The sequence below is a fragment of the Maritimimonas rapanae genome (assembly GCF_057837205.1).
Genome location: NZ_JBYQFI010000001.1, coordinates 706,505 through 730,226 on the forward strand (window position 1 = coordinate 706,505; position 23,722 = coordinate 730,226).

At 29.8% G+C, this 23,722-nt stretch carries 26 protein-coding genes; 9 read left to right on the top strand and 17 right to left on the bottom strand.

Features of this window, described 5'->3' with window-relative positions; genetic code table 11:
• The first annotated feature begins 5 nt into the window (after positions 1–5).
• The 9 genes from AC3IF2_RS03340 (at position 6) to AC3IF2_RS03380 (ending at position 8,725) form a co-directional block, all read left to right on the top strand.
• Positions 6–1,019: a DUF354 domain-containing protein gene (locus AC3IF2_RS03340; protein ID WP_489165616.1), complete on the top strand. Its 1,014-nt coding sequence runs from the start codon at positions 6–8 to the stop codon at positions 1,017–1,019.
• A gap of 11 nt (positions 1,020–1,030) precedes the next feature.
• Positions 1,031–2,197 (top strand): glycosyltransferase family 4 protein, encoded by a 1,167-nt coding sequence (locus AC3IF2_RS03345; RefSeq protein ID WP_489165617.1) that lies wholly within the window; start codon positions 1,031–1,033, stop codon positions 2,195–2,197.
• Complete coding sequence (locus AC3IF2_RS03350) at positions 2,197–2,838, top strand: hypothetical protein (protein ID WP_489165618.1); 642 nt, start codon at positions 2,197–2,199, stop codon at positions 2,836–2,838. Before AC3IF2_RS03345 ends, AC3IF2_RS03350 begins: the two co-directional genes overlap by 1 nt.
• Positions 2,838–3,524 carry a hypothetical protein gene (locus AC3IF2_RS03355; RefSeq protein WP_489165619.1) on the top strand — a complete coding sequence of 229 codons (687 nt, stop codon included), beginning with the start codon at positions 2,838–2,840 and terminating at the stop codon, positions 3,522–3,524. The genes AC3IF2_RS03350 and AC3IF2_RS03355 overlap by 1 nt, the downstream gene beginning before the upstream one ends.
• A gap of 22 nt (positions 3,525–3,546) precedes the next feature.
• A complete protein-coding gene (locus AC3IF2_RS03360; protein ID WP_489165620.1) occupies positions 3,547–4,596 on the top strand; it encodes a glycosyltransferase in 1,050 nt (349 codons plus the stop codon).
• Positions 4,593–5,396: a hypothetical protein gene (locus AC3IF2_RS03365; RefSeq protein WP_489165621.1), complete on the top strand. Its 804-nt coding sequence runs from the start codon at positions 4,593–4,595 to the stop codon at positions 5,394–5,396. Before AC3IF2_RS03360 ends, AC3IF2_RS03365 begins: the two co-directional genes overlap by 4 nt.
• A gap of 11 nt (positions 5,397–5,407) precedes the next feature.
• Positions 5,408–6,355 (top strand): polysaccharide deacetylase family protein, encoded by a 948-nt coding sequence (locus tag AC3IF2_RS03370; protein ID WP_489165622.1) that lies wholly within the window; start codon positions 5,408–5,410, stop codon positions 6,353–6,355.
• A complete protein-coding gene (locus AC3IF2_RS03375) occupies positions 6,333–6,848 on the top strand; it encodes an acyltransferase (RefSeq protein ID WP_489165623.1) in 516 nt (171 codons plus the stop codon). Before AC3IF2_RS03370 ends, AC3IF2_RS03375 begins: the two co-directional genes overlap by 23 nt.
• 482 nt (positions 6,849–7,330) lie before the next feature.
• Complete coding sequence (locus tag AC3IF2_RS03380) at positions 7,331–8,725, top strand: sugar transferase (protein ID WP_489165624.1); 1,395 nt, start codon at positions 7,331–7,333, stop codon at positions 8,723–8,725.
• Positions 8,726–9,086: 361 nt separating this feature from the next.
• On the opposite strand, the gene AC3IF2_RS03385 is transcribed toward AC3IF2_RS03380, so the two are convergent.
• The 17 genes from AC3IF2_RS03385 to AC3IF2_RS03465 form a co-directional block, all read right to left on the bottom strand.
• Positions 9,087–11,516 carry a GumC family protein gene (locus tag AC3IF2_RS03385; RefSeq protein WP_489165625.1) on the bottom strand — a complete coding sequence of 810 codons (2,430 nt, stop codon included), beginning with the start codon at positions 11,514–11,516 and terminating at the stop codon, positions 9,087–9,089.
• Between the two features lie 14 nt (positions 11,517–11,530).
• Entirely contained in the window at positions 11,531–12,328 is a 798-nt protein-coding gene (locus tag AC3IF2_RS03390; RefSeq protein ID WP_489165626.1) for a polysaccharide biosynthesis/export family protein, read from the bottom strand.
• Positions 12,329–12,843: 515 nt separating this feature from the next.
• Positions 12,844–13,125 (bottom strand): hypothetical protein, encoded by a 282-nt coding sequence (locus AC3IF2_RS03395; RefSeq protein ID WP_489165627.1) that lies wholly within the window; start codon positions 13,123–13,125, stop codon positions 12,844–12,846.
• A 327-nt stretch (positions 13,126–13,452) separates the two neighbouring features.
• Positions 13,453–13,965 (bottom strand): hypothetical protein, encoded by a 513-nt coding sequence (locus tag AC3IF2_RS03400; RefSeq protein ID WP_489165628.1) that lies wholly within the window; start codon positions 13,963–13,965, stop codon positions 13,453–13,455.
• Between the two features lie 139 nt (positions 13,966–14,104).
• A complete protein-coding gene (locus AC3IF2_RS03405; RefSeq protein ID WP_489165629.1) occupies positions 14,105–14,494 on the bottom strand; it encodes a hypothetical protein in 390 nt (129 codons plus the stop codon).
• 176 nt (positions 14,495–14,670) lie between these two features.
• Positions 14,671–15,387, bottom strand: coding sequence for a hypothetical protein (locus AC3IF2_RS03410; protein WP_489165630.1), 717 nt, complete (start codon positions 15,385–15,387; stop codon positions 14,671–14,673).
• A 694-nt stretch (positions 15,388–16,081) separates the two neighbouring features.
• Positions 16,082–16,420, bottom strand: coding sequence for a cyclic-phosphate processing receiver domain-containing protein (locus AC3IF2_RS03415; RefSeq protein ID WP_489165631.1), 339 nt, complete (start codon positions 16,418–16,420; stop codon positions 16,082–16,084).
• 38 nt (positions 16,421–16,458) lie between these two features.
• Positions 16,459–16,935 carry a hypothetical protein gene (locus tag AC3IF2_RS03420; protein WP_489165632.1) on the bottom strand — a complete coding sequence of 159 codons (477 nt, stop codon included), beginning with the start codon at positions 16,933–16,935 and terminating at the stop codon, positions 16,459–16,461.
• A 140-nt stretch (positions 16,936–17,075) separates the two neighbouring features.
• On the bottom strand, positions 17,076–17,384 hold the full coding sequence (locus AC3IF2_RS03425) for a hypothetical protein (protein WP_489165633.1): 309 nt from the start codon (positions 17,382–17,384) through the stop codon (positions 17,076–17,078).
• Positions 17,385–17,531: 147 nt separating this feature from the next.
• Entirely contained in the window at positions 17,532–18,506 is a 975-nt protein-coding gene (locus AC3IF2_RS03430) for a hypothetical protein (protein ID WP_489165634.1), read from the bottom strand.
• Between the two features lie 147 nt (positions 18,507–18,653).
• Positions 18,654–19,109, bottom strand: coding sequence for an Imm44 family immunity protein (locus AC3IF2_RS03435; RefSeq protein ID WP_489165635.1), 456 nt, complete (start codon positions 19,107–19,109; stop codon positions 18,654–18,656).
• 153 nt (positions 19,110–19,262) lie between these two features.
• Positions 19,263–19,841: a DUF3997 domain-containing protein gene (locus tag AC3IF2_RS03440; RefSeq protein ID WP_489165636.1), complete on the bottom strand. Its 579-nt coding sequence runs from the start codon at positions 19,839–19,841 to the stop codon at positions 19,263–19,265.
• A gap of 154 nt (positions 19,842–19,995) precedes the next feature.
• Complete coding sequence (locus tag AC3IF2_RS03445) at positions 19,996–21,180, bottom strand: alpha/beta hydrolase-fold protein (protein ID WP_489165637.1); 1,185 nt, start codon at positions 21,178–21,180, stop codon at positions 19,996–19,998.
• Positions 21,181–21,333: 153 nt separating this feature from the next.
• Positions 21,334–21,747: a hypothetical protein gene (locus AC3IF2_RS03450; protein ID WP_489165638.1), complete on the bottom strand. Its 414-nt coding sequence runs from the start codon at positions 21,745–21,747 to the stop codon at positions 21,334–21,336.
• Positions 21,748–21,758: 11 nt separating this feature from the next.
• Positions 21,759–22,196 carry a hypothetical protein gene (locus AC3IF2_RS03455; protein ID WP_489165639.1) on the bottom strand — a complete coding sequence of 146 codons (438 nt, stop codon included), beginning with the start codon at positions 22,194–22,196 and terminating at the stop codon, positions 21,759–21,761.
• A 153-nt stretch (positions 22,197–22,349) separates the two neighbouring features.
• Entirely contained in the window at positions 22,350–23,096 is a 747-nt protein-coding gene (locus AC3IF2_RS03460; RefSeq protein WP_489165640.1) for a hypothetical protein, read from the bottom strand.
• Positions 23,097–23,262: 166 nt separating this feature from the next.
• The gene (locus tag AC3IF2_RS03465) at positions 23,263–23,646 is read right to left on the bottom strand and encodes a hypothetical protein (RefSeq protein WP_489165641.1); all 384 of its coding nucleotides are present in this window, start codon (positions 23,644–23,646) and stop codon (positions 23,263–23,265) included.
• Positions 23,647–23,722 lie beyond the last annotated feature (76 nt).

Sequence of the window (23,722 nt, forward strand, 5' to 3'; positions counted from 1 at the left end):
ATATTATGATAATACTCTTTGATATTAATCACCCAGCAGATGTGAATTTTTTTAAAAATTCCATTTATGAACTCCATAGACTAGGCCATGAAATTGAGATTATTTATAGAGACCGAGGAAAACTGGCTTCAATTTTGAAACATGAACTTAAAGATTTTCAGGTTACTGAAATTGGTAGACATAGAAAGACGTTTGTTAGTAAAGTGATTTCTCAACTTAAAAGAGATTTTCGCCTTATTTCCTTCTTAAAAAAGGGAAAAATTGATTTAATACTTTGTTTTGGAGCCACTTCAGTAATTGCGGCTAAATTTATGGGAATTCCATTTATAGCTTTCGATGATGATTATGAGTATAAAATACCTTTTTACCACGCCAATCTATTTGCTACAAAGCATATATATCCAGATTTTATAAAATACTCTTCTAAAAGAACAATCAAATATAGAGGTTTTAAAGAATTGGCTTATTTACACCCTGAAGTTTTCAAGGCAAACATTGCTGTTCTAAATAATTATAAATTAAAACCAAATAAATATGTTTTTATTAGAGAAATTGATAATATTAGCCTAAATTATAAAAGGAATCAATCAATATTGCCAGACATTATAAAAATGATTGTCAAACTTAATTTAACACCTATTATTTCTTTAGAAAAAGACCAATTAAAAGAAAAATTTAAAGATTGTGTAATTTTAGAGGAACCTGTAGAAGATTTTTATTCTTTAATTTATAACAGTCTTTTCACAATTTCATCTGGTGATTCAGTAGCAAGAGAAGCTTCATTACTTGGCGTTCCAACCTTATATACTGGAGGAAGATCTATGGTGATGAATCAGCCATTGTTGGAAAATGGGATTATGTTTGAAGAAAGTAATTTAAAAAATATAGCTAAGATATTAAGTGGATTTACAGTAGAATATAAAAATGTGGTAAGGCGAAATATTAATAATTTATCAAACGAAAATTGGGATAATACTACGTCTGTTATTTTAGAACATGCCCTTAATTGTAAAATTTAACAAATTTGATTTTGAAAAAAATAGCTTACATAACTTCTGGAAAAGTTGGAATACATAGATTCACATATAATGAACTTGAATTATTAGCGCAAAATAATATTGATTTTTTTCTATGTTTAACACAACTTAATTCTGGCCCTTGGATGCCAAAACCAAATTGGGATTTGGTTGTAGCTAATAGATATAAAGCTATTAAACAATTTCTTAAGTTAATCTTTTTTAACCCAAAACGAGCTTTTGATTTGTATTTTGAAGCTAAAAATAAGAATGTTGTTGCATATTTTTTTATTGCAATGAGTTTTTATTTTGACCTAAAAAGACATAAAATATCTTCGATACATTGTCAAATGGGAGATGACAAATTGTATGTCGGTTATTTTTTAAAAAAAATGATTAATAAAAAATTAACTGTTACAGTACATGCACACGAGCTTTATCAAAGAAAAGTTTATGACAATAATAACAGTATTGTAGAATTATATTCTAGTTGTGAAAAGATTTTAACAATCTCTAATTTTAACAAAAAAATTATTGAAAAAAAGTTTGGTGTTTCATCAAATAGAATTAAAATAATGAGGTTATTTCCAGAAATTGACAATAATAATATGGTAAAAGATAAAATAAAAATTCTTATAGTTGCTAACTGGGTCGAGAAAAAGGGATATAATGTTTTATTAAAGGCATTAAAAAAAATTGAAAGAGACGATTTTGTTTTATGGGTTGTTGGAGGAACAGTTTTTTCACATGATTCTATAGACTTATCTAATTTAATAGAAATAAACAATTTAAATGACAAAATAACTGTTTTAGGAAGATTAAGTTCACCATTAATAGATATTGTATTTGAATCCTGTGATATTTTTTGTCTACCATCTTTAACAAATTATTACAAAGATGGAAACCCTTCAGAGCGAGAAGGTATTCCAGTGGCTCTTATGGAAGCCATGGCATGGGGTAAGCCAGTAGTAGCCACGAACCATGCTGGAAATTCTGAACTTGTAAAAGAGATTTTAATAGAAGAAAATAATGTTGAACAGTTAATTGATGCTATTGAATATCTTTTAGATAATCAAGATAAATGGAAATCCATGGGTAAAAGAAACCAAGCAATAATAAAAAAAAAATATTCTAAAACAAATATTAATGTGTTAGTAGATGTTTTAAGTGAGTTAAATTGATGAATTCTTTTTATTATATAGCTGGTTCTGATGGTACGGGTAAGACAACTTTTTTAAAAGATTTAGAATGTGCGTTATTGGAGAAAAAACTCCCGATTAGATATATTTGGATTAGATCACCCAAAATTTTTTCTAAACCTTTAATGGCGTATTGTAGATTGGTGGGTTTAACACAATACAAAAGGATAAACGGAGTTAAATATGGGAAGCATGAATTTCATAAATCTAAATTTGTATCCTTTATTTTTCCTATTTTACAACTAATAGATTTTAGAATAAAGTGGTATTTAGAAAAGAGAAAGATTAAACCAAATGAAATTATTTTATTTGATAGGTTTAGTATAGATACCTTGGCAGATTTAATGGTAGATACTAAAAGAATGACATTACATAAAACTTGGATTGGTGAGAGCTTTATAAGACTTATCCCTGAAAATATTCAGATTATTGTTTTAAATGTTGAAGAAGATATAATCAGAAAACGTAAGATTGATACACTATTTGATGAACAATTAAGTTCTAAAGTAGAGGTATATAAAATCTTGAGTAACAACTTTAATATTAAAGTGGTTGATAATAATATAGATTATAAATCTGGAAAAGAAAAAGTACTAAGTTATTTATTGAACTCTAAGAATTAATGATAAGATTTATTAAAAAGATATTGTTAAACAAATATTTTAGCTGGCTTCAATTTTTTAGTAATTGGCTAATGCAAGGGATTTTGAATGCAGATAAATCTGAAAAATTGTATAAAATTGTTTTTACTATTTTCTTTAGCATACTATTTTTTTTGGTTTTTTCTCAATGGACATCTTATGGTTTTATTAAAAGCTTAATTTTTAGCTTTATTCTTGCCCATACTATAAATTGGTTTGTCAATTGTAATTTTTATGTTATTTTGATTCATAGAGCAAGGTTGTTAAAGACAACAAAAATAGAATTATTTACTCATCTCTATGCTATTCAAAATCGACTAGAAAATTTAAAAGATAAAAGTTGGTTGCTATATTGTGTTTCACACGGGGGAATATGTAAAGGAACTCTTAATTTACATTCAGATATTGATGTTTCCTTAATTAGAAAACCTGGACTTGTTAATATGTTAAAAGCAACACTTTTTTATGTTAAAGAAAAAAAAATTGCAGATTTAAATAGAATACCTTTGGATATTTTTATTTGTGATTCTCCTAAAAATTGTATAGATAGATCGAATGGACAAAAAAACCCTATTGTTCTATTAGATCATTATAATCAAGTGGATAATTTCTATCACGATAAGTTAAAAATATCTATAAAGGAAGCCCAAATATTAAATAAAGTTTAACAAACTAATAGGTAGATCGATTTTGATTAAAATTTTGCTTATTACTGAATACATTGATCCTCCATTTGATGAAGGCATAAAAAAAACCGTTTATAATTTATACATTAATTTAAAAAAGAAATATCATTTGGAAGTGATTTGCAGGTATGGTTTTAATGAAACGAATGTTAACAAAATCAATTCTAACTTTTTATATTCTCCTTTTAAACTAAAAAATATTTTCAGAAGTTATAAACCTAACGTAATTATTTATTTACCATTTCAATCTAGTACTTTTGCTAGTTATTTGAGGTTAAAGCTCTTTTCACTTATTGCTGGTAAAGAGGTAAAAACAATCTTTATTGCATTACAACCTAAAAGAATAAGAAAGTGGCAAGAATTATTTTTAAAATATACAAGACCAACAGTAGCTTTAACTCCATCGTTGGTACTACAAAATTTTTGGAAAATTAACATGTTTAACAATAAGCTCATCCCATTATTAACTGATTTATCAAAGTTTAAACCCCTTCAGGGTGGTGTAGCTTCAAAAAAGAGATTGAGAAAAAAGTACAAAATCCCTCAAGATATGTTCATTATTTGTCATATGGGGCATTTAAATGAAGGAAGGAATCTTATGTCATTAGTGCCCCTGCAAACAGACAATAATCAAGTCTTAATAGTAGCTAGTAGTTCTACACCAAGTGATGCACTTGGTGAAAAACCTTTAGAAAATCAATTAGTTAAGAATGGGATTAAAATTATTAATGAGTATATTGAAAGTATTGAAGAAATATATCAATTATCCGATGTATATGTGTTTCCTGTTGAGAGATTAAATAGCTCAATTGGAATGCCCTTATCTATTTTAGAGGCTAGAGCTTGTGGAATACCAGTTATAACGACTAATTATGGAAGTATTAGAAATTATTTAAGGGATGACTCAAGAGGGATATATTATTCAAATCCAAATGGCTTTCTAAATTTGATTGATATTATTAAATCTATGGAAGAAGAAAATTTTTCAGAAACTAATGTTTCAAAACTTAATGATCAGTTTTATCATATTATTTATTCTGAAGTAGAAAAATGAGAGATTTTACTTTATTGACTTATTCGAAATTATTAAAAGCCCTTGTTGAAAATGGTTATTCGTTTCAAACATTTGAAGAATTTATTGAATTTCCTGAAAACAAAGTTATTGTTTTAAGGCATGATGTTGATGAATTGCCGAGTAATGCACTAAAACTTGCTCTTGTTGAGCAGAAATTAGGAATCAAATCAACATATTATTTTAGAATTGTTAAGATAAGTAATAACCCAACTATTATTAAGAAAATAGCTTCTCTAGGTCATGAGATTGGTTATCATTATGAAGATTATGCAATGGCTAATGGAAATATCTATAATGCATTAAAGAACTTTAAAAAAAATTTGGATTATTTTAGAAAGTTCTACCCAGTGAGAACAGTTTGTATGCATGGCAGTTCAATGTCAGATTACGATAACAGAGATATTTGGAAACATAAAAAATTTTCAGATTATGAAATTATTGGGGAACCTTATTTATCAGTTGACTATTCTAATATTTTTTATATTACTGATACAGGTAGATGTTGGGATGGTAGAAAATTTAGTGTTAGAGATTTTGTGCTTACTCATAATGATTATCCTACTTTTCATAGAACTAATGATATTATTGAAGCAATTAGAGAAAAAAAATTTCCAGATAGGGCAATAATTCAATCTCATACACTATGGACAGATTCTATAACTCAATGGTATTGGTTATTTATTAGAGAATGGTTAAGAAATAGAGTTAAGATAGTTGTGGTTAATTTTCCAATAATTAAAAAAATTGGTTATAGATTAATTAAATTTTACAGCCAATAATATCAAAAAACATGGAAAATAAAAATTTTTTTCTTGCTACTAATGATGTAGAAACTACGTCAATTATTAACCATAAGCTATTAGATTCTACTGGTAAAAAAGTTCTTGTGCAGGGTATGCCTAGGCTACTAGATTTATATGAGAAGTATAATGTTAAAGCTACTTTTTTCTTCACTGGATATATAGCTAACTTATATCCTGAAGTTGTAAAAATGATTTTACCATATGGCCATGAGGTTGCTTCTCATGGTTTAACTCATGATGTTACTAAAGCTTTTGATATTCTCCCTGTAAAAACTCAAATTGAACATTTAAAGAAGTCTAAAAATATTTTGGAAGATATTTCTGGTGAAGAGGTGATATCCTTTAGAGCCCCAGCTGCGCGAGTTAATTATAATACAGTCATTGCTTTACAAGAGGCTGGTTATAAGGTGGATAGCTCCGTGTCTTCCCAAAGATTTGATATGTTTTTTTCTTTTGGAAGCGCGAAAAAAATGAATTGGATTAATGCGCCTAGAAAGCCTTATTTTACTAAAAAAGATAATATTTTTAGAAAGGGTGATTCAAGTATTTATGAGATCCCTATTTCTGCATTTGGATTTCCATATATTGGAACTTTTATGAGAATATTTCCTAGATTAAATAGAATCACTAGAAATATGTTATATTTAGAATCTATGATAAACAATAGGCCATTTGTCTTTTTAACTCATCCTAATGAATTTATAGATGAATTAAAAGATATAAAGAGCATAGATAGAAGAGCAAGTAATTTGTTTTCTTATGTTTTAGGAGATGTTTTGAGATATAAACTAAAAGTAAAGAATCTTGGTAATAAAGCAATTCCCATTTATGAAAAAGAATTGAGATTCTTTGAGCAAAAAAAATATAATTTTATTACTTGTAAAGATTTATATAAATTAAATAATCAGAATAATGCCGGCAAAAGAAGTACTTGAATTTTATAATCTCAACACACCACTAGGAACGATTATATATGCAATTAGATTTGTTATAAGATTTATTTTAGATAAAATAGCGTACTTTACTTTTATAAAATCTTGGAGAACAGTAATTCATAGATGGAGAGGAGTCAAAATAGGCAAAGGAGTATATATAGGGCATGAAGTTATTTTTGATAGAGTTTTTACAGATCAAATAACTATTGGTGATAATTCTGCGATAGGTGACAGAACAATTATATCCGCACATGCTAATATTCCAACTGACACGATTTTGAAAAAAATTTACCCTAGAAATATTCTACCTACTAAGATTGGAAGTGGTGTTTGGATTATGCCTGCTGTGATTATTGCGCCTGGAGTGACTATCGGTGATGAAGCGGTTATTGCTACAGGGTCAGTTGTAACAAAAGATGTCCCTTCTAGAACTTTAGTAGCTGGAGTACCTGCCAAAGTTGTAAAAGATTTGAATAATCTACTCGAAAGTTGATTTAAAATGTGATATAGGTGTTCAAGAAGAATATGTATATATATAACACCTCTCTTGCATATAAGATTTAAACTTATGTTTCATATAGGGTATTGACAATCTATCAAAAAAAGGATAAGAATATAATTATTTAAAAAAAGATAACCTACTCATATAGAAGAATGGGTATAAAATATATAATTCTTAATTTTGTATTGGTTTATGATAAAATAATAATAAGTTGATTTACCAAATATTTATAAATTAATGTAGAATACTTGTAATTTAAAGTAAAATGTTGATTTTATCTGATAAGATAAAAAAAACTCGTATATTTGCTAAAGCTATAAAAAAGAAAGTCCCCTTAAATGCCCTTCTAGTAAGTAGTATATATTGGAGTTATACCCTAATTGATGATTATATGCTTGCGGGTTTTATAGGATATAAATTTCTTTTTATCGCTTAAGTTTAATAACCTCTCGCTGGGTTTTAAGTATTTTGCTATGATAAAAGAATTTCTAACCGATACTCTGGAAATTGACAAATTCGTAAAGAACGATTTTCATCTTAAAAAAGATTATATTAGAAAACGAAGTCAATTCGTTTTTAATAATAGATCTGATAAAAAAATCTCCTTTCTTGGTAAGGTAATTAAACCAAACAAGGCATCTAACAACTTTTCATCTTTAGAGAGAATTAGAATAGTTGTAGATAGTTTGATTGAAAAAACGAGTATTGAAGATATCTGTAAAAAGGAAAGAATATCTAAAGAAACTTATTATGAATGGAAGAGTGATTTTCAAGACGCTTTTAAAAGATACTCTGAACAGTTTCTTGCTAGAGAAAGAATAGCACAGTCGAATAAGAGATTGATTTTAGATTTGACAAGTGAAAAAGTTTATACTTTTTATAAGAAACATATTAAAGACTCTAGTTCAAAACTAAGTTTGGTGATTCCTAATAAAGAAAAACTTACAACTTTTAGCAATTTTTACACAATACATAATGTTTTCATCTTAGATAAGATGAATAATTTTAGAAAAATTAATAAGTATTTAGAAGAAGTGAATCTAAAATTACCTAGTGACGGACTTTTATTCGGGTGTTTTGAGACATTTAAATCAAAGTATAGTAAGAGTAAGCTTTCTAAATTACCTATTATAAATCAAATTTATTTTAGTACTGAATTCATTTTTAAGAGAGTTATACCAAAGTTACCTTTTTTAAAGAAGATTTATTTTTATGTAACCAAAGGTAGAAACAGATTATTATCAAAAGCAGAGTCCTTAGGAAGGTTAGTTTCTTGTGGTTTTGATATTGTTGATTACAAGGTTATAGATGGTGTACATTATTTTGTTGCAAAAAAAGTTAAAGAGCCAAGTTACGATATGAGCCCGAGCTATGGACCTATTTTTAAAATGCAACGTGTTGGAAAAAACGGAAAAATAATTGGTGTTTATAAATTTAGAAGTATGCACCCATATTCTGAATATCTTCAAGACTATGTATTAAAGCTAAATGGATATGCTAGAACAGGTAAACCTGCTAATGATTTTCGTGTTGTTCCGTGGGCTAAATTTTTAAGAAGATATTGGATAGATGAATTACCTCAAATAATAAATGTGTTCAAAGGAGAACTAAAATTAGTTGGTGTTAGACCTGTTTCTCAAACTTATTTTAATAATATTCCTAAAGAGATACAAGAGCTAAGATTAAAACAAAAACCTGGTTGTATTCCACCATATGTGGCTCTAAATAGAATAAGTTCTGTAGATAGTGTCCTTGAAGCTGAAAAGGAGTACTTATTGGAAAAATTGAAGAACCCATTTACTACCGATATTAAGTATTTTTTTAAAGCTATTTTCAATATTATTTTTCTAAATAAGAGAAGTGCATAATATTATTTGATTTTTTATTTCTATCATGTCAATAGTATAGATTTAATTAGATTTTAATTTATATAAATGTTAGATGAATAATGGGATTTTTCTTGTATAAGTTAGATTTTTTAATAGAATAAAATATTTGTTAGTCCAGCCTAATTATAAGAAATTGTTATAGCTTTATAAACATCTATAGCTGTGAATGCTAGGTTTAAAATTTAATTTATTGAACTGCAGGGGCTTAGTGTAAAATTTCATGATTGGAGAAAAAGATAAAATTTACCATTATTATCTTAATTAAGATTTAGAGATCTTAATTAATGCTATTTTTCTATACGGTATGATAATGTGTTTAAACAAAAAATAAGTAAAGACTTTAAAGGCCAAATTTCCACCAAGGGCTATTAGATTTTTCAAATTTAGTACCATAGCCATAGCCATAGCCATAGCCATATAGTTTTTTATAATCTACACCATTAATTAATAATACCATATTCGGTAATCTTTCATCAGTATATAGAGTTTTAATGTATGGTAACATTCTCTTATCTAAGTAATTTGATCTAATAGTGTAAATAAAGGCATCTGCGTACTTACTTATTAGTAGAGTGTCAGTTACCATACTAAACGCTGCAGTATCAACTATTATATACTCAAAATTTTCTTTAGCGAAATCAAATAAAGTCTTGACACGAGAACTCATTAATAACTCTGCCGGGTTAGGAGCTAAATCACCAGAAGAGATTATAAATAAGTTATCTGTATCTGGTACGGTCACAACTAAATCTTTAGGTAAAATATTTTTGTCGGCTATAAAATTTGTTACTCCTTTGCTTCCTCGAACTCCTAAATAAGGTTTAATCTTAGGAGCCCTAATGTCCATACCTATAATTAAGGTTTTTTTGTCGGCATGAGCTAATGCCATTGCTAGATTTGTTGAGACTAATGATTTACCTTCATGTGCAATTGTTGAAGTTACAAAGATGGCTTTTCCTTTGGTTTTAGTTTCATCACCATCATCAGGTAAAACAAAGCTTAAGTTTGTTCTTAATATTCTAAATGCTTCGGCAACACTAGAATAATCCTCTTTTCTTAGGATATACCTCTGTTGCCCATTTTCTAATTTTGGGATATCTCCAATAATTGGAATATTCAAAATTCTTGCAACTTCATCTCTTGAATGAATTTTTGTATCAAGAACCTCTTTACCATAAAGTATAGAAAAAGGAATGATTAATCCCAGAAGTAAAGCAAGAGCATAAGCTTTCATTTTCTTTGGTGCTACTCTATTTGGCGAACTTTCAGCATAATCTATAATCTTAGCATTTGGATCCACAACGCCTAAAGCAATGGCCGTTTCCTCTCTTTTTTGTAAGAGGTATAGAAACAATGATTCTTTTATACCTTGCTGACGTTGTATATCTCTATATTGTCTCTCTTGCTTAGGAGCAGAATAAAGTCTCGAGTTTATTATTGCATCTTGTCTACTCAATGCGTCTAAGGAAATTTGTTGAGTGGACTCTAAGTTATTTAACCCTTGTTTAATATTTTTCCTTAAATCGATTAATTGTTCATTTAAGAAGACAACTGTTGGATTTTTTTCTGTAGATGTTTTCATTAAACGTTTTTTTTCCAACATCAGTTCGTTGTATTTATTCATCGAATTAGAGACAGTATTGTCTTTAACACCTATATCTAATGGAAGAAGGTCATTATCTTCTTTGGCATCAACAAATTCCTTAACAGCCCTTGTGGTTTGCAACTGGGTATTTGTTTGGACTATCTGATTTTCAATTTCCTTCCCTGCTTGCATATTTAAACCAGCTGAGGAACCTACATCAGAAATCTGATATTTCGTTTTAATGGACTCAGCTCTTAGATCAACATCTGATAATTCTTCTGAAATTATTTCTAATCGGTCACTTACAAATTTAGCTGTACTTTGTGCTAATTCATCCTTAAGAAAAATAGCTCTCTCGTTATATTTTTTAACCAATTCATTTAAAAAATCTTCAGCTTTTTTTCTTGTACCGTCTTCAATTGATATATTTACGACTGATGATACTTCAGAAATTGGCTCAATTTTTACAGCCATAGCATAGGAATTAACTAAAATTGATAATGGAACAATATTTATAAGTATTCCTTTATTTATTAAACTATTTTTTATTAAGTCTATATTTGGGGTGATTATTATTTCACCAACTCTACTTGGAAACTTTTGTCCAAAAGAATGTTTTTTTTCAAAACCAGTTCCTACGTCTTTATATATAAATTCTGATATTGATAAAGGAGTAATAATAAATTGATCACTTAATTGATAAATTGTTGAATCACTTGCAAAAAAGTTTATTTTTAATGGTGGATTAGAATATTTCTCATCCTTATAAAATTCTGTGTCTAATCCTAAATTATTATCAACAAAATGACTTAAAGAAGTTTTATTACTAAAAAAACTAACATTAAGACCAAGTGACTTAACGACCTCACTAATAAGACTTTTAGATTTTAGTATTTCTACCTGATCTTCAATATGATCTTGAGTGTTCATAAGTCCGGACATACTCAAGTCTTGTAATGCTGCAAGTTCTGAATTGCCTTTGTTTTTTTCATTATCAATCTGTATAGTTGCGGATGCCATATAAGAATTTCTACTAAAACTTAAATTCCAAAATGCTATTAAAAAACAAATTACACAAGATAAAAGGAACCACTTCCAGTGAGCAAGGTATTTTTCTACCTGTTCTCTAATACTTAAATTTCCATCATTTATATTTAGATCAGAAGTGCTAAAATTTTTACCCATAATTATTTTACAGATTATTTTGTTGTGATACTAACTACTAATGCAGCAGCGGTAATTAAAGTCCCAATTAATGTTAAAGTGACAGATGTATTGGGACCAACATTTGATGACTTTGCTCTTGAGTCATTTGGCTCAACATAAATAACATCATTTTGTGTTAAATAATAGACTGGAGAGTTAAACATTTCTGGAGCAGTTAAATCTATACGTGTGTAATGTTTTTTTCCTTTTATTTCTCTTATAATTAGTACATTTTCCCTTTCAGCTTGAATAGTCATGTCTCCCGCTAACCCAAGAGCCTCTAAAATAGTTATTCTATCATTTGATATTGTATAAGAACCTGGTCTATTTACTTCACCGAGTATTGTAACTTTGAAATTTAGCGTTCTGATATTTACAATAGGATTTTTTATGTACTCTTTTAGACGATCTTTGATAAGACTTGTTGCTTGAATTCTACTCAAACCATCTAATTTAATTGAACCTAAAACAGGAAATTCTATATAACCGTTACTATCTACAAGATAATTTTGTTGAGTAAGTCTACCAATATCTCCAGTTTCATTAGCATAAGTAACTGAAGTTAAATTAAATGGTCTTGCTGCATCTTGATCTAATGCAGATACAATAATCGCAAGCATATCATCCGGTTTTATGGTGGGGTCGTATTTATTTATTGACTTACTTGAGCCAACTAAGTCAATATTTTGAAAGTAGACAATATCTTGTTTAGATCCGCATGAAATAAATATAACAGTAAGGCTATAAAACAATAAATAGTTTATGAGATTTTTTAGGGGTGATTTTTTCATTTTTCAAATTTTTTGCTAAAATAGTTATAATATGTTTACAAATTTCAATATAAAAACGGTTAATATGAGTCTTTAGTATTTATAATACAAAACCATTAACTTACATTCTAATTTTTAGAAAAGAAAATTGAGTAATAAATTTAATGATTTTCTAATTGACTTTGAGTAAATTAATATAATACTTATTTCCCAATACAATATTTAACTTTTCTTTTTTTACAAGGCTTTTCGAAAGATCAGTTGAAAATGAGTTGAAAGATAATGTTTTCTTTTAGTAAGACGATGTTTTCATTTCTAATTTGGACCAAGGTGTAAGTTTAAATATATCCCTTAGACTCGAAAAAAGTCGCTGCGCGATTTTAAAGTATTTTTCTTTTGGAAAATCCGAAGCAACCATTGTAAAATACGAACTTGAGAGAATGATCAGCATAGCTAACGAAATATACGAAGATTATGGAAAGTTGTGACTAATTCAGAAGTAACAATGAACTATACACGTTGTTGTAAACCGTTTCTTATTTATTAGTTTTAATTCGCTGATATTTTACTTTTCCATATTCAACAACCTTCAACACTTGCAATTCCGTATTATTAGATTCAAGATGACCATATCCTTTCGGATCATCATTTCTTAGTACTCCTTTGATAATCATATTAATGTAATAATTACAGCCATACATGCTTGACAATCTTTGACTTAGAATAGAGTCAAGTTCAATTCCGCTCAAATTCAATTCAATGTCCATATCGTTAATACATTCATCTTTTTTAATTGGACTAAAGTCATCATACTCCATACATCGCCAGAATTTTCCACTAACAACTATTGTATCGTTAAGACTATTTTTTAAATCACAAGAATGAGTGATTATTTCCTTGTTTTCGTAATGAGTTAAAGGTGCTTTACAAGCGCTTGCGATCGAAAGAAATAGAATACAGATAGGAATGTAATATTTTAAGAATTTTTTCAAATGGTTTACAACGGTTCGGCTATGATTCCGTTGTGGATAATTCCGGAGGAATTGTCCGCTTGAGGAATCATGTATTTAAAAGTAATGTTTTTTGTTTAGAAAGTAGTAACAATGGATTATAGCCATTGTTGTAGCCGGTGATTTTATTCCGCTTTATTGGTATTCAACAGGAAGAAACTCTTTTTCCGATACTCTTCCAAAATCACAAGGATTATCCAGAAATCGAAAATCGCCTTCGAATTCTTTTCTTGTCATGATTCTTTTTCCGTTCCGCGCTTGATAAGATCCAGTTTTCGGCTTTAATTCCCATTTCCACAGAAATAATTTCTCATCAATGTCAATTATTTTCATTAATGATTTCATGGCGTAATATTGATTATGGCCTAAAATTTCAATTTCATTTAATGAATTCAAAATTTTGACTGAATCTATCTTTAGGGTGTAAGGGCCTTCATGCCCCATCTGATAGATGATTTCCTTTTCGTTTACAGTTATCGAACTACTAAACCCACTATCACATGGTTCGTATATCAGGTATCCACTCGAATCTCTTTCTAAATTGACCCAAGTTCCTTGAAGCTCCGAAGGATTATTCCAATAGTTATTTTTCTTGCTAAAACATGAAACAAACAATATTAGGGTTATAAGGAAAGCAATTTTTTTCATAGCATTGGCTACAACGGTTTGTGTATGATTAGTTGCGGAAAAGGGCGTTAGTCATTTTCCGCTGTTGGCTAAGATAATTAATGCGTGTGAATTTCCGGTGAGGAAATTCCGCAGCAATTAATTATACACGTTGTTGTGTTTAGTTTTTTCTCAATTCAAATATTGTGTCAGTTGTAATTCCGTTTTCACCTTTTTTAATTAGTTGCTCATATTCATAGTCAAAATCCATTAAGTTATTTTCAGGATTTTTATCTGATAGTACGACTTTATAAAAATCTCCAATTTCAATCGGGTCAGATAGTCTCTTTCTTATTTCTCCAGAATATGTCTTTCCTCCATACTCGAATTCATATTCGTAAATTTTCTTTCCCGTTGTGCTTCCTGCGACATGCCTGATTCGGAATACTTTTCCTACAGTTTCTGTTTTATTCTTTTCAATGTCATTAAAATTTGAATTTCGAAAAATTAGTCCGAATACAAGTCCTACGACAACTATTAAAACAACTATAATTTTTGAATTAAATTTCATTTGATTTTAGGGCTAGGGGTTTCTCTCAAAATTAAACACAACGGTCTTGTGTATGTTTTCGTTGCGTGAAAATATGCGAGGATTTTCAGATTAAGAAACCAAGATAGTAAAAGTGCGAGGAATTTCCGATAGGAAATTCAGAAGCAATGAACTATACACGTTGTTGCCAGTAGTATTTAATACACTTTGTATCCAACGAGTTCCATTTTTCCGTCAATATGCTGAAAATTAAAAGACTCATATTTTGATTTATTGTCTTTCTGCCAATAATGATATTCAATTATGTCAGCTAATTCTTCTGGATTATCATTGAATTTAATCAGCGCTTTATTCAGATATTCACGTTGCTCTTTTTTAAATCCCATTCCTTTTATCTGTTCCATAAAAGTCAGGAACTGTTCATAAGAAAACTGTTTCGTCACTTTGGAATGCAAATTTTTATAAAATTCAGCGTAATTTTCTGTATCCAACATTTTAATTAATTCCTCAACTTTTTTTGTCGATTCAAGAATTAATTTTTCATTCTCCTTTTGAAACCTCTTTATTTCCTCAATTTGATTAACAGTCACTTCTCGGATTTTCTCCAAGTTTTTTGGTTTGTCAAATTTCGGATATCTGAACTGAATTATTAACTTTTTTTCCTGTGGTCTGGTATTAGAAAAGAACTTTAAGTCTTTAATGTCATTTGGATCAAATCCATTAATCTTTGTTTTCAAGAACTCATTCCAATTTTGATTGACGATATCTTTACTCAACTTAACATTGTCTTCGTAGTTATCAAAAATATCAATGTGTGCAATTTCGTCAATTTCAATGTGGTTCACTTGACTATTACAAGATGTGAAAATCAAAGCGATAATTGAAAATTTAAGTAGAATGTTCGTTTTTTTCATATTACTGGCAACGGTTGGTGTATGGTTAGTTGCGGAAAATCAGTTGTGATTTTCCGGCGTACTCAAATGTAATTAATTCAAGTGAATTTTCCGCGAGGAAAAGTCCGCAGCAATTAATTATACACGTTGTTGTAAAGCGTTTATTTATTTTTTTCATCTCAATTTTTCCGTTCCAACTTTCAATTCCGATATTTTTATTTATTCAATTTATTCAGTCTAATTTTTATTCGACCAGAATGCTCTAAATCAATAAATTCCAAATACTTTTCCGTATAAAATATTCTTTTTCCCACTATTGGAACTGAATCATAATAATTTAAAAATATTGAATCTTTTTTTATTATAGCTTTCCCATTATATTCATCCCGTTCTCGTAGTCCGCGGGATGTATAATTAAAAGTACTATCCGAATAAATTGTAAAATAAATCCAACCTAATGGCGCCTCACGATCTGATAGAAGTATAAAATCATCTCTTTCTCCGTTACTGTTTTTACAAGAGATAGTTACTAAAAAGATGGATATTAGAATTATTATTTTTTTCAAGTCTCAAATGCTTTACAACGGTTTGTGTATGATTCCGTTGCGGGAAATCCGAGGGATTTCCGAGTAAGGAATCAGTACAAATTAAAAGTAGTAAATATTCTTTGAATTAAGAGAGTAGCTATGGATTATACACGTTGTTAGGCACAGTTTTATTCAGATGTTTTTAAATGTTTTATATAATTATTCAAAAGTCCTCTTATTTGTTCCGCTGCAACTGGATTTGCTGAATGAACTTTAAATTCCAAATCCCGTAAATCAATTCCAGATTCATATACAAGCCATTTCGCAGCAGCCAATCCATCAGGTGCAACTTTTCCATCTTCTCCAAGTCCAAGGTCATTGTCAAAACTTATGTAATTAGGAAGCCCATTAGTTTTTATATAATCAACAAAAGCAGAGTAGGTGCGAACAATATCAAATTCCGATTCCATTGATTTATCATAAACCATTTCTATAGTTCTGACATCGTCTAAAAAGAGTTTCTTCATTTCGTTTTTTAAATTGTCCTAAACGTTGTTAGGAATTGTTATTCTGGCATAGGATCTCCTTCTCCAGCATTTAAAATTGAAAATGCCCAATCTGTCGACTTTGGAACATTTAATTTATCCAGCCATTCTCCTCCTATACCGGTTACTTGTATTTTATTATCAATTACTTCTAATCCTTCTGTTTCACCAAAGAAGAATTGAATTCCGTTGTCAAGTGCAATACCCATCGTATCAGGTATTTTAAATAAATAACTTTCGTTGGGCTTGATAATTACTTTTTCGTTTGCCGAAATTGAGTTTTCAGTTTCATTGTAAATAAAAATACGATATATTTTTCCAGTGGCATTATATGTTTCAGGTTCAATGGTCTCTCCACTATAATTTGGATTAATATATACCTTGTTCATTTGACTATGATCAGTACCGTTTTGTTTGCTTTCGGTTTGCGATTTACATTGTAAAAAGAAAATTGTGGCAAATGTTATTATGTAAACTAAATATTTTGTGTATTTCATTTTTGGGTATTGTGCCTAACGGTTTGGCTATGGTTTTCGTTGTGGAATCGTCCGCGAGGACTATTCCGCTATCACCAAGCCTTCATTGCAAGATAGGAATTTCCGGAGGAAAATTCCGCCGCAATGAACTATAGGCGTTGTTAGAGAACGTTTTTTATTTTATTGAACCCATATCTGAAATCAAAAATCGGTTTTGGGGTGTTGCCTTCCGAATATTGATATTCAGCATATAATATCGCATCTCTCCAATCCGTTTTTGCAATCCGAATGGCGTTGTCCAATTCCGTAATTGAGCCGTTAGCCATATGAACAATACATCTATTGATTCTTTCTTTCCGAATATCTTCATATTTATCATTTGCTAAATTTAATTTTTCAAACGCCAACTGATATTCTTCTTGAAAATCCGTTTTTAATTTTTCAATTATATCTTCTTTTATTTCTGTCAAAATGTTCTCTAACGTGTTTGTATATGGTTTGTTGCGTGTTTCAAGCACCTAATTTAGCAAATACAAACCGAATAGAAAATCCGCGAGGATTTTTCGTAAGTAGGCTAGAACTAGCAATAAATTATATACGGTGTTGCCACACGTTTTTTATTCATCAGGTAAAAGGTCAGATGTAAATCCACTATCTTTTCCCCATTCCTTTATTTGTTTCATTTTCTTTGTTTCCAAGAATTCTCCTGTCCAAGGATTAAATGAATAAACGTTAAACTTATAAGTAATTCTCGAACGACCTTCTTTTTTTATTTCGTCTATTTGGTCTGTCAATTCCGCGATATAGTATTTGAACTGTCCATCATAAAAAGTCGCTTTATTAAATCTCTCCCATTTTAAAAATTCAGAAACGTTTTCTTCTTTTAATCCTTGTTTTCTCGCAATTGAAATAGCTTTTGCTTTATCAATTTCAAAAGTTCTGTTTTTTGAATCTAGTTTTTCAAATCCGTTGTTGTTGAATCTATCATGACTCGGAATGTAGATTCCTTTTTCATCAAGTTTAATTCCTATCATTTCACTTTGCCAATCCGAGTTTTTTAGTCTCACTTGATATCGAAAAAGAAATTCAGTTGGTTTTCTTTTCATTGGTTCTGTCCAACTACCAACATAACCATCTTTATCGTAAGCATAACAGTTAAAATTGAAACGAACTTGATTATCGTAAAACTCTTGACCATAATTAGAAATAATTAAACTGTCGGCTGTTTTTTTCATTCGTTCAAGTATTTCGTGATAAGGAAATAGTTTTTTGTTTACTTCACAAATTGCATTGTCATAATCGCGAGTAAATAATAACTGTTTGTTGTAGTTGTACTCTTTCCAGATTCCGATTCTCTTTCCACTTTTTTTTGTCCAACCTTCGGTATTTAATCTTGTCGTGTCTTTTATGAAATGAACACTATACCAAACAGAATCCTTGTTTTTATAGCTTTCTTCGTAAATATGATAAACCGAATTTCTGACAATTTCAATATCAGATGAATCTGTCGAAATATTTTCACGACTGAACTGTCCGAAAACAGAAAGTCCCGAAATAAGTGTGAAAAATGTTAGCAGAAATTTACTGTTCATAGGTTTCGTTCAAATGTGTGGCAACGGTTGGGCTATGGTATCGTTGCGGAATCGTCCGCACGGACTATTCCGCGAGACCAAGCCTTCATTGCAAGATAAGAATTTCCGGCAGGAAATTCCGCCGCAATGAATTATAGCCGTTGTTGGCTACAGTATTTTTTCTTTTATATATTGTTTCTCCAATAAATAGTTTTCCAAATCAGATATGTAAGATTCAAAATCAAACTCTTTAAGTTTTGATAATCGAGTAAGGCAATCCGATTCAGTTAGTATCTCTTTACACACCTTTTCAATCAGTTCCGTTTTTTTTAAGTCCGAAACTTCGCTGAATCCAATTTTGCAATCAATTTCCGCGCAATTATTTGATTTTATTTCTATTCCGTCGACATAAGAAGTTCTTTCTCCTGGTCTAAATCTTGGTCTTTTCTTTTTAAAGAACTGATCAAATTCAGGTTTCACAGTAATTAGTCCGAAATAGAGTTCATTCAGGTCTTTTCCATAATTTCGGTTTTCGAAGAAAGATTTTAATTCAACGGATAAGTCGTTCACCCAATTATTCTGATCTTGTGTTAAATTCGAGTATTGTGCTATTCCAAAAGTCAATTTGCGTTCAGTTTTGATATTGTAGCCAACGGTTGGGCTATGGTTTCGTTGTGGAATTGTCCGCGAGGACCATTCCGCGAGAACCAAGCGATAATTTAAAGGTAGGAATTTTCAGTGGAAAATTCCGCCACAATGAATTATAGCCGTTGTTACCTACTGTTTTTTTATTCCTTCTTTCTTTAAATTCAAAAAGAACGATAAAGTGTCAGAAATTTTAAGCTCCTTTCTTTTTTTATCAAAATTTTTCTTCTCGATGAATCGATATAATTTGTTTTTATTCGTTGCATCAATGATGTTCCAAAAAGGCACAATCTTGTATGGATAAACTGTATCAGTCCCTGATTTTACATGAGCATATTTTAATGTCCATTTCCCATTAACATTAACTAAATGCTCTTTTTTGAATTTCATGTAGTCCTCTTGATTTTTAAGTTCGCCAGAAATAAAATCAGTTAATTCATTTTCTTTAGGAATATTATTTGGTTCGGGATGTGACCGAGCTATAATAAAATTATTGCTCCAACCTATCTCAATTATTGATGGGTTTATAATTGCAGAACCATATCCAGTATTATCAAATTCAAACAATCCTAATTCATCCTTTTCAAAAAGGGAATAAAGTTTAAGATTTCCAGGTAAGTTTTTATCATAAACTGGAACATTTGCTCCAAAATAGCATGATTGAATTAATATCAGGCTCGATGTAAGTACAATATATTTTATCTTTTTCATTTAATCTAAAATTGTAGGTAACGTGTTTGTATAAGATTAGTTGCGTGGTTTAAGCAACTAATTTAGCAAATACAAACCGAATAGAAAATCCGCGAGGATTTTCGTAAGTAGGCTTGCACTAGCAATTAATTTTATACGGTGTTAGCACACGTATTTAATTTTTCAGTTCTTCCAATCTTTTCTTTATGTCAATACTTTTCGGATTTAATTTTAATGCTTTTTGATAAAACCTTTCCGCATTTATTTTATCTCCTTTAATTTTATAAGCTTTAGCTAAATTACTCCAAGTACTGCTCGATAAGGGATAGTTTTGAGTGTTGTAATTAAAGTAAAAAATTGCTTTTTCAATATCTGGTCGATTATATAGAAATAAATTACCATAATAATTAATTAGTCCTTCGGGTAAATAAATATTATAGCCAAGTCGTTCTGAAAGTGTAGAAAACTTTGTTTTTATCAGTTCTGGATTGGTGTACATTTCATCATAATTTATCATATGCCCTCTAAAAATATATTTCATACCATCAATAAATGAAATTAGAGGCATAGAATGATGATTCTCTTTTTTATACTTATATTTTTTATAATCAAAACTAATATTAGGTGGAAGAGTTTGTTCAAATTCTTGAATAAAAGTCCATCCAGGATTATACTCTTCAGGGTAAACTTTATTCGAAACCCTATCTACGGTTGTGAAGAAAATATCTCGTTTAGAACCTTTGTATTCTTTAGAAAAATTCTTGAGACGTTTTATCATTACCTCATTGTCCCACCACGCACTAAAATCAATTACTAAATAAGAGTTAAATGTTTCAGGAATTGAAAATAAAGCTTGTAAAACAGGTAAACCTGTAAATGAATAACCTACAAAAGTCCGATATGAATTAGTCCTGTATTTATGTTCAACAAATGGAATTAACTCTTTTTGAATAAATTTCAGAAAGTCATCTGCACCTCCACTAACTTCTAATCCTTTTTCCGCTTCCTTTGTGTAACCAATTAAGGAATTTGTAGGAGAAGAATCTTTAACTCGGTCTTGACTCGTAATTCCTATAACAATCATTTCAGGTATTTGTGGACTGGCATCACTACTTAATTGTGTAATTACTCCTGAAAATGAATTAAAAAACTTTCTTCCATCTAAAAGATATAGTACAGGGTAATTTATATAATTATTTTCATAATAAGAATTAGGAAGGTATACTGAAATTTCTCTATCTGAATTAAGTATTTCAGATTTGATTGTTAATCTTTTTCCAATGATGATATCCTTTTCATTTTGTCCATATGATGTATTAAAAAAAAATGTTAATATTAGTAGGGTAAATAGTTTTCTCATTTTTGTTTTTATGTGTGCTAACGGTAAGGCTATGAGTAGTTGCGTGGTTTAGCACTTAACTTTGCAAGTACACACCAAACTGAAAATCCGCGAGGATTTTCAGAAGTAGGCGAGAACAAGCAATTACTTATAGCCATTGTTGTACAACGTTTTTTAATTATATTTTTCACTTAATTCTCTACATTTATCACAGTAAACAATGTTAACTGTTTTAGGATAACTAAACCTTTCCAAATCTCGTGGCGCATTTATATTTGCCATTGGAAAAAGCTCTTTTTCTCTTTCATTAGAGACTTTAGAATTAATCTCATTTCCATCGACTATCGGAACTGTGTCATTCTTCAATTCATAACTATGAACAGGACAATAATTAAATATCTTGTGAATTTGTCCGAACTCGATTGGTTTCAAGTCAAATTTATTGGCAAAGTCCTTTAACAACTTTTCCTGCCAAAAGAAAAGTCTATCCCTCAAAGGAAACGCCTCATATAGAGTCAGGATAAAATGATTATATTTTTCATTTCCGACGAATTTCTCAAATCCAATTCTTATTTCTTCGACAGTCAATTCCTTTGTTTTTATTTTTTAAGATTATCCTTTAACCAATATTTGGCATAAGTCCACATAAAGTTTTCTTCGTCTTTTAAGAGTAACTTTTTTAGTTCAATTTGGTCGAAATATGTGCATCCTGAACATACAGAAACTAAATCAGTCGATTCGTATGCTTTTTTAATAAACTCTTTGTCAGTTTCCGTCAGCTGGTATTTGTCCAATTCCGATAACTGTTCCGCTACAATTACTGCCATAAATCGTTCCGCTGGATTTTTTGATTTTAGTTTTTTGATAACCTTTTTGTAATTTTTGTCGTAAATGGCAAAAGTCACATCATTCACGATGTCCGAACTCGTCCCACCTGCATAACATCCAAATCCGATTAGCTTTTTCGGATTGATATTATCTTGACCAAATCCGCTGAATGAAAGAAGAAAAGTTAATATTAAAATCAGTTTTTTCATTTTTTGACAAATGTTGTACAACGGTTCGGCTATGATTCCGTTGTGGATAATTCCGGAGGAATTGTCCGCTGTAGGAATCATGCATTTAAAAGTAATATTTTTTATTTAGAAGAAAGTAACAATGGATTATAGCCATTGTTGTGCATAGTATTTTTATTTTCCGCCACTCGGTATTTTTCCGTTCATCCATTCCTTTATTTGCATTTCCGAGCCTGGAAAATATGCCAACTGTTTGTTTTCTAAATTCACTATTCCAAAAGCTAAAATGTGATATTTTTCATTATGAATTTTTCTTTCGAATTCATTGTCGTTGGGATCAATTTCAATTAAATAACCAGCAATTCTTAATTTATTTCCAGCTTTTTCATATCCACTATCCACCATCGAGATTATCCAAATTTCGTCTTCACCCATTTTTAGTTTTGAGTAAGGCGTATTGCGCCTACTTTTCTCTACTTGCATTACCTCTCCATCTAACGCAACAATTTTATTTTTCCAATTTTTAATTTTTCTTAAATCCTTTTCGGTAAAATTTATTGGAAATGCTTTTACGTCACTCTTAGCAGCAGGTTCAACAGAGCTTTCAAGTTCCGAATTAATGACTTTTCTAATTTTTTCACACTTGTTATTTAAATATGGGATAATCCCATTTTTAATTTGGTCCAGAGCTCCTTTCTGTATTAATATTTTTTGTTCTTCCGAGTTAACAATACCGAAAATTTGATTGAACTCTTTATCATAACATCTATTAAATTCAGGTTTGATTTCTGAGTATGAGCTAATGTCATCTCTTATGCATTCACAAATTTTGTTGGATATTTTTTCAGTTATTGTTTCTATACTTTGACTATAACTGACTAAACTGATGTAAATTAAAATTAATGTCGTTATTTTTTTCATTCTCAATATTATGCACAACGGTTGGGCTATGGTATCGTTGCGGAATTGTCCGCACGGACTATTCCGCGTTACCAACGCCTTCATTGCAAGATAAGAATTTCCGTTTAGGAAATTCCGTCGCAATGAATTATAGCCGTTGTTGTGCTTTCGTGCTTTTTAAATTCGACTAATTTATTATCAATTCAACAGATTTTGACATTCCTTGTTCATCATAACTGATTTCTAAAAAAATCATTTCTTCAGGGTCAATATTCCAGCCATACTTTTCTTGAACAGGGTAGTATTTTTTCTCCGAATTGGACTTATTATTTAATATTTCGGGATTCCCAATCAATTCAGCAATTTCAGATTGACTTTTTTTAATTAAAATTCCGCTTTCAATTAAGTCATTGACCATATTAGCCCTGGTGTCCAATGTAATGTTCTCACCTCCGTTTTCCTTCCATTTATTACTTTCAAATTTTGAATCATGATGACAGGATGCAAAAAATGTTCCAATACAAAAAATGACTATAATTCCTATTCTATTTTTAAATTTCATGGTATTCATTAGCACAGCATGAAGCACAACGTGTTTGTGTATGGTTAGTTGCGCTTAGCAACTAAGATAGCAAAAGGTGGCGAAT

Bases quoted from the DNA above. Each gene is read 5' to 3' on its own strand.
- AC3IF2_RS03340 (WP_489165616.1), top strand. From the start codon at position 6: ATGATAATACTCTTTGATATTAATCACCCAGCAGATGTGAATTTTTTT.
- AC3IF2_RS03350 (WP_489165618.1), top strand. From the start codon at position 2,197: ATGAATTCTTTTTATTATATAGCTGGTTCTGATGGTACGGGTAAGACA.
- AC3IF2_RS03355 (WP_489165619.1), top strand. From the start codon at position 2,838: ATGATAAGATTTATTAAAAAGATATTGTTAAACAAATATTTTAGCTGG.
- AC3IF2_RS03365 (WP_489165621.1), top strand. From the start codon at position 4,593: ATGAGAGATTTTACTTTATTGACTTATTCGAAATTATTAAAAGCCCTT.
- AC3IF2_RS03370 (WP_489165622.1), top strand. From the start codon at position 5,408: ATGGAAAATAAAAATTTTTTTCTTGCTACTAATGATGTAGAAACTACG.
- AC3IF2_RS03375 (WP_489165623.1), top strand. From the start codon at position 6,333: ATGCCGGCAAAAGAAGTACTTGAATTTTATAATCTCAACACACCACTA.
- AC3IF2_RS03380 (WP_489165624.1), top strand. From the start codon at position 7,331: ATGATAAAAGAATTTCTAACCGATACTCTGGAAATTGACAAATTCGTA.
- AC3IF2_RS03385 (WP_489165625.1), bottom strand. From the start codon at position 11,516: ATGGGTAAAAATTTTAGCACTTCTGATCTAAATATAAATGATGGAAAT.
- AC3IF2_RS03390 (WP_489165626.1), bottom strand. From the start codon at position 12,328: ATGAAAAAATCACCCCTAAAAAATCTCATAAACTATTTATTGTTTTAT.
- AC3IF2_RS03395 (WP_489165627.1), bottom strand. From the start codon at position 13,125: ATGGAGTATGATGACTTTAGTCCAATTAAAAAAGATGAATGTATTAAC.
- AC3IF2_RS03400 (WP_489165628.1), bottom strand. From the start codon at position 13,965: ATGAAAAAAATTGCTTTCCTTATAACCCTAATATTGTTTGTTTCATGT.
- AC3IF2_RS03405 (WP_489165629.1), bottom strand. From the start codon at position 14,494: ATGAAATTTAATTCAAAAATTATAGTTGTTTTAATAGTTGTCGTAGGA.
- AC3IF2_RS03410 (WP_489165630.1), bottom strand. From the start codon at position 15,387: ATGAAAAAAACGAACATTCTACTTAAATTTTCAATTATCGCTTTGATT.
- AC3IF2_RS03415 (WP_489165631.1), bottom strand. From the start codon at position 16,420: ATGAAGAAACTCTTTTTAGACGATGTCAGAACTATAGAAATGGTTTAT.
- AC3IF2_RS03420 (WP_489165632.1), bottom strand. From the start codon at position 16,935: ATGAAATACACAAAATATTTAGTTTACATAATAACATTTGCCACAATT.
- AC3IF2_RS03430 (WP_489165634.1), bottom strand. From the start codon at position 18,506: ATGAACAGTAAATTTCTGCTAACATTTTTCACACTTATTTCGGGACTT.
- AC3IF2_RS03440 (WP_489165636.1), bottom strand. From the start codon at position 19,841: ATGAAAAAGATAAAATATATTGTACTTACATCGAGCCTGATATTAATT.
- AC3IF2_RS03445 (WP_489165637.1), bottom strand. From the start codon at position 21,180: ATGAGAAAACTATTTACCCTACTAATATTAACATTTTTTTTTAATACA.
- AC3IF2_RS03455 (WP_489165639.1), bottom strand. From the start codon at position 22,196: ATGAAAAAACTGATTTTAATATTAACTTTTCTTCTTTCATTCAGCGGA.
- AC3IF2_RS03460 (WP_489165640.1), bottom strand. From the start codon at position 23,096: ATGAAAAAAATAACGACATTAATTTTAATTTACATCAGTTTAGTCAGT.
- AC3IF2_RS03465 (WP_489165641.1), bottom strand. From the start codon at position 23,646: ATGAATACCATGAAATTTAAAAATAGAATAGGAATTATAGTCATTTTT.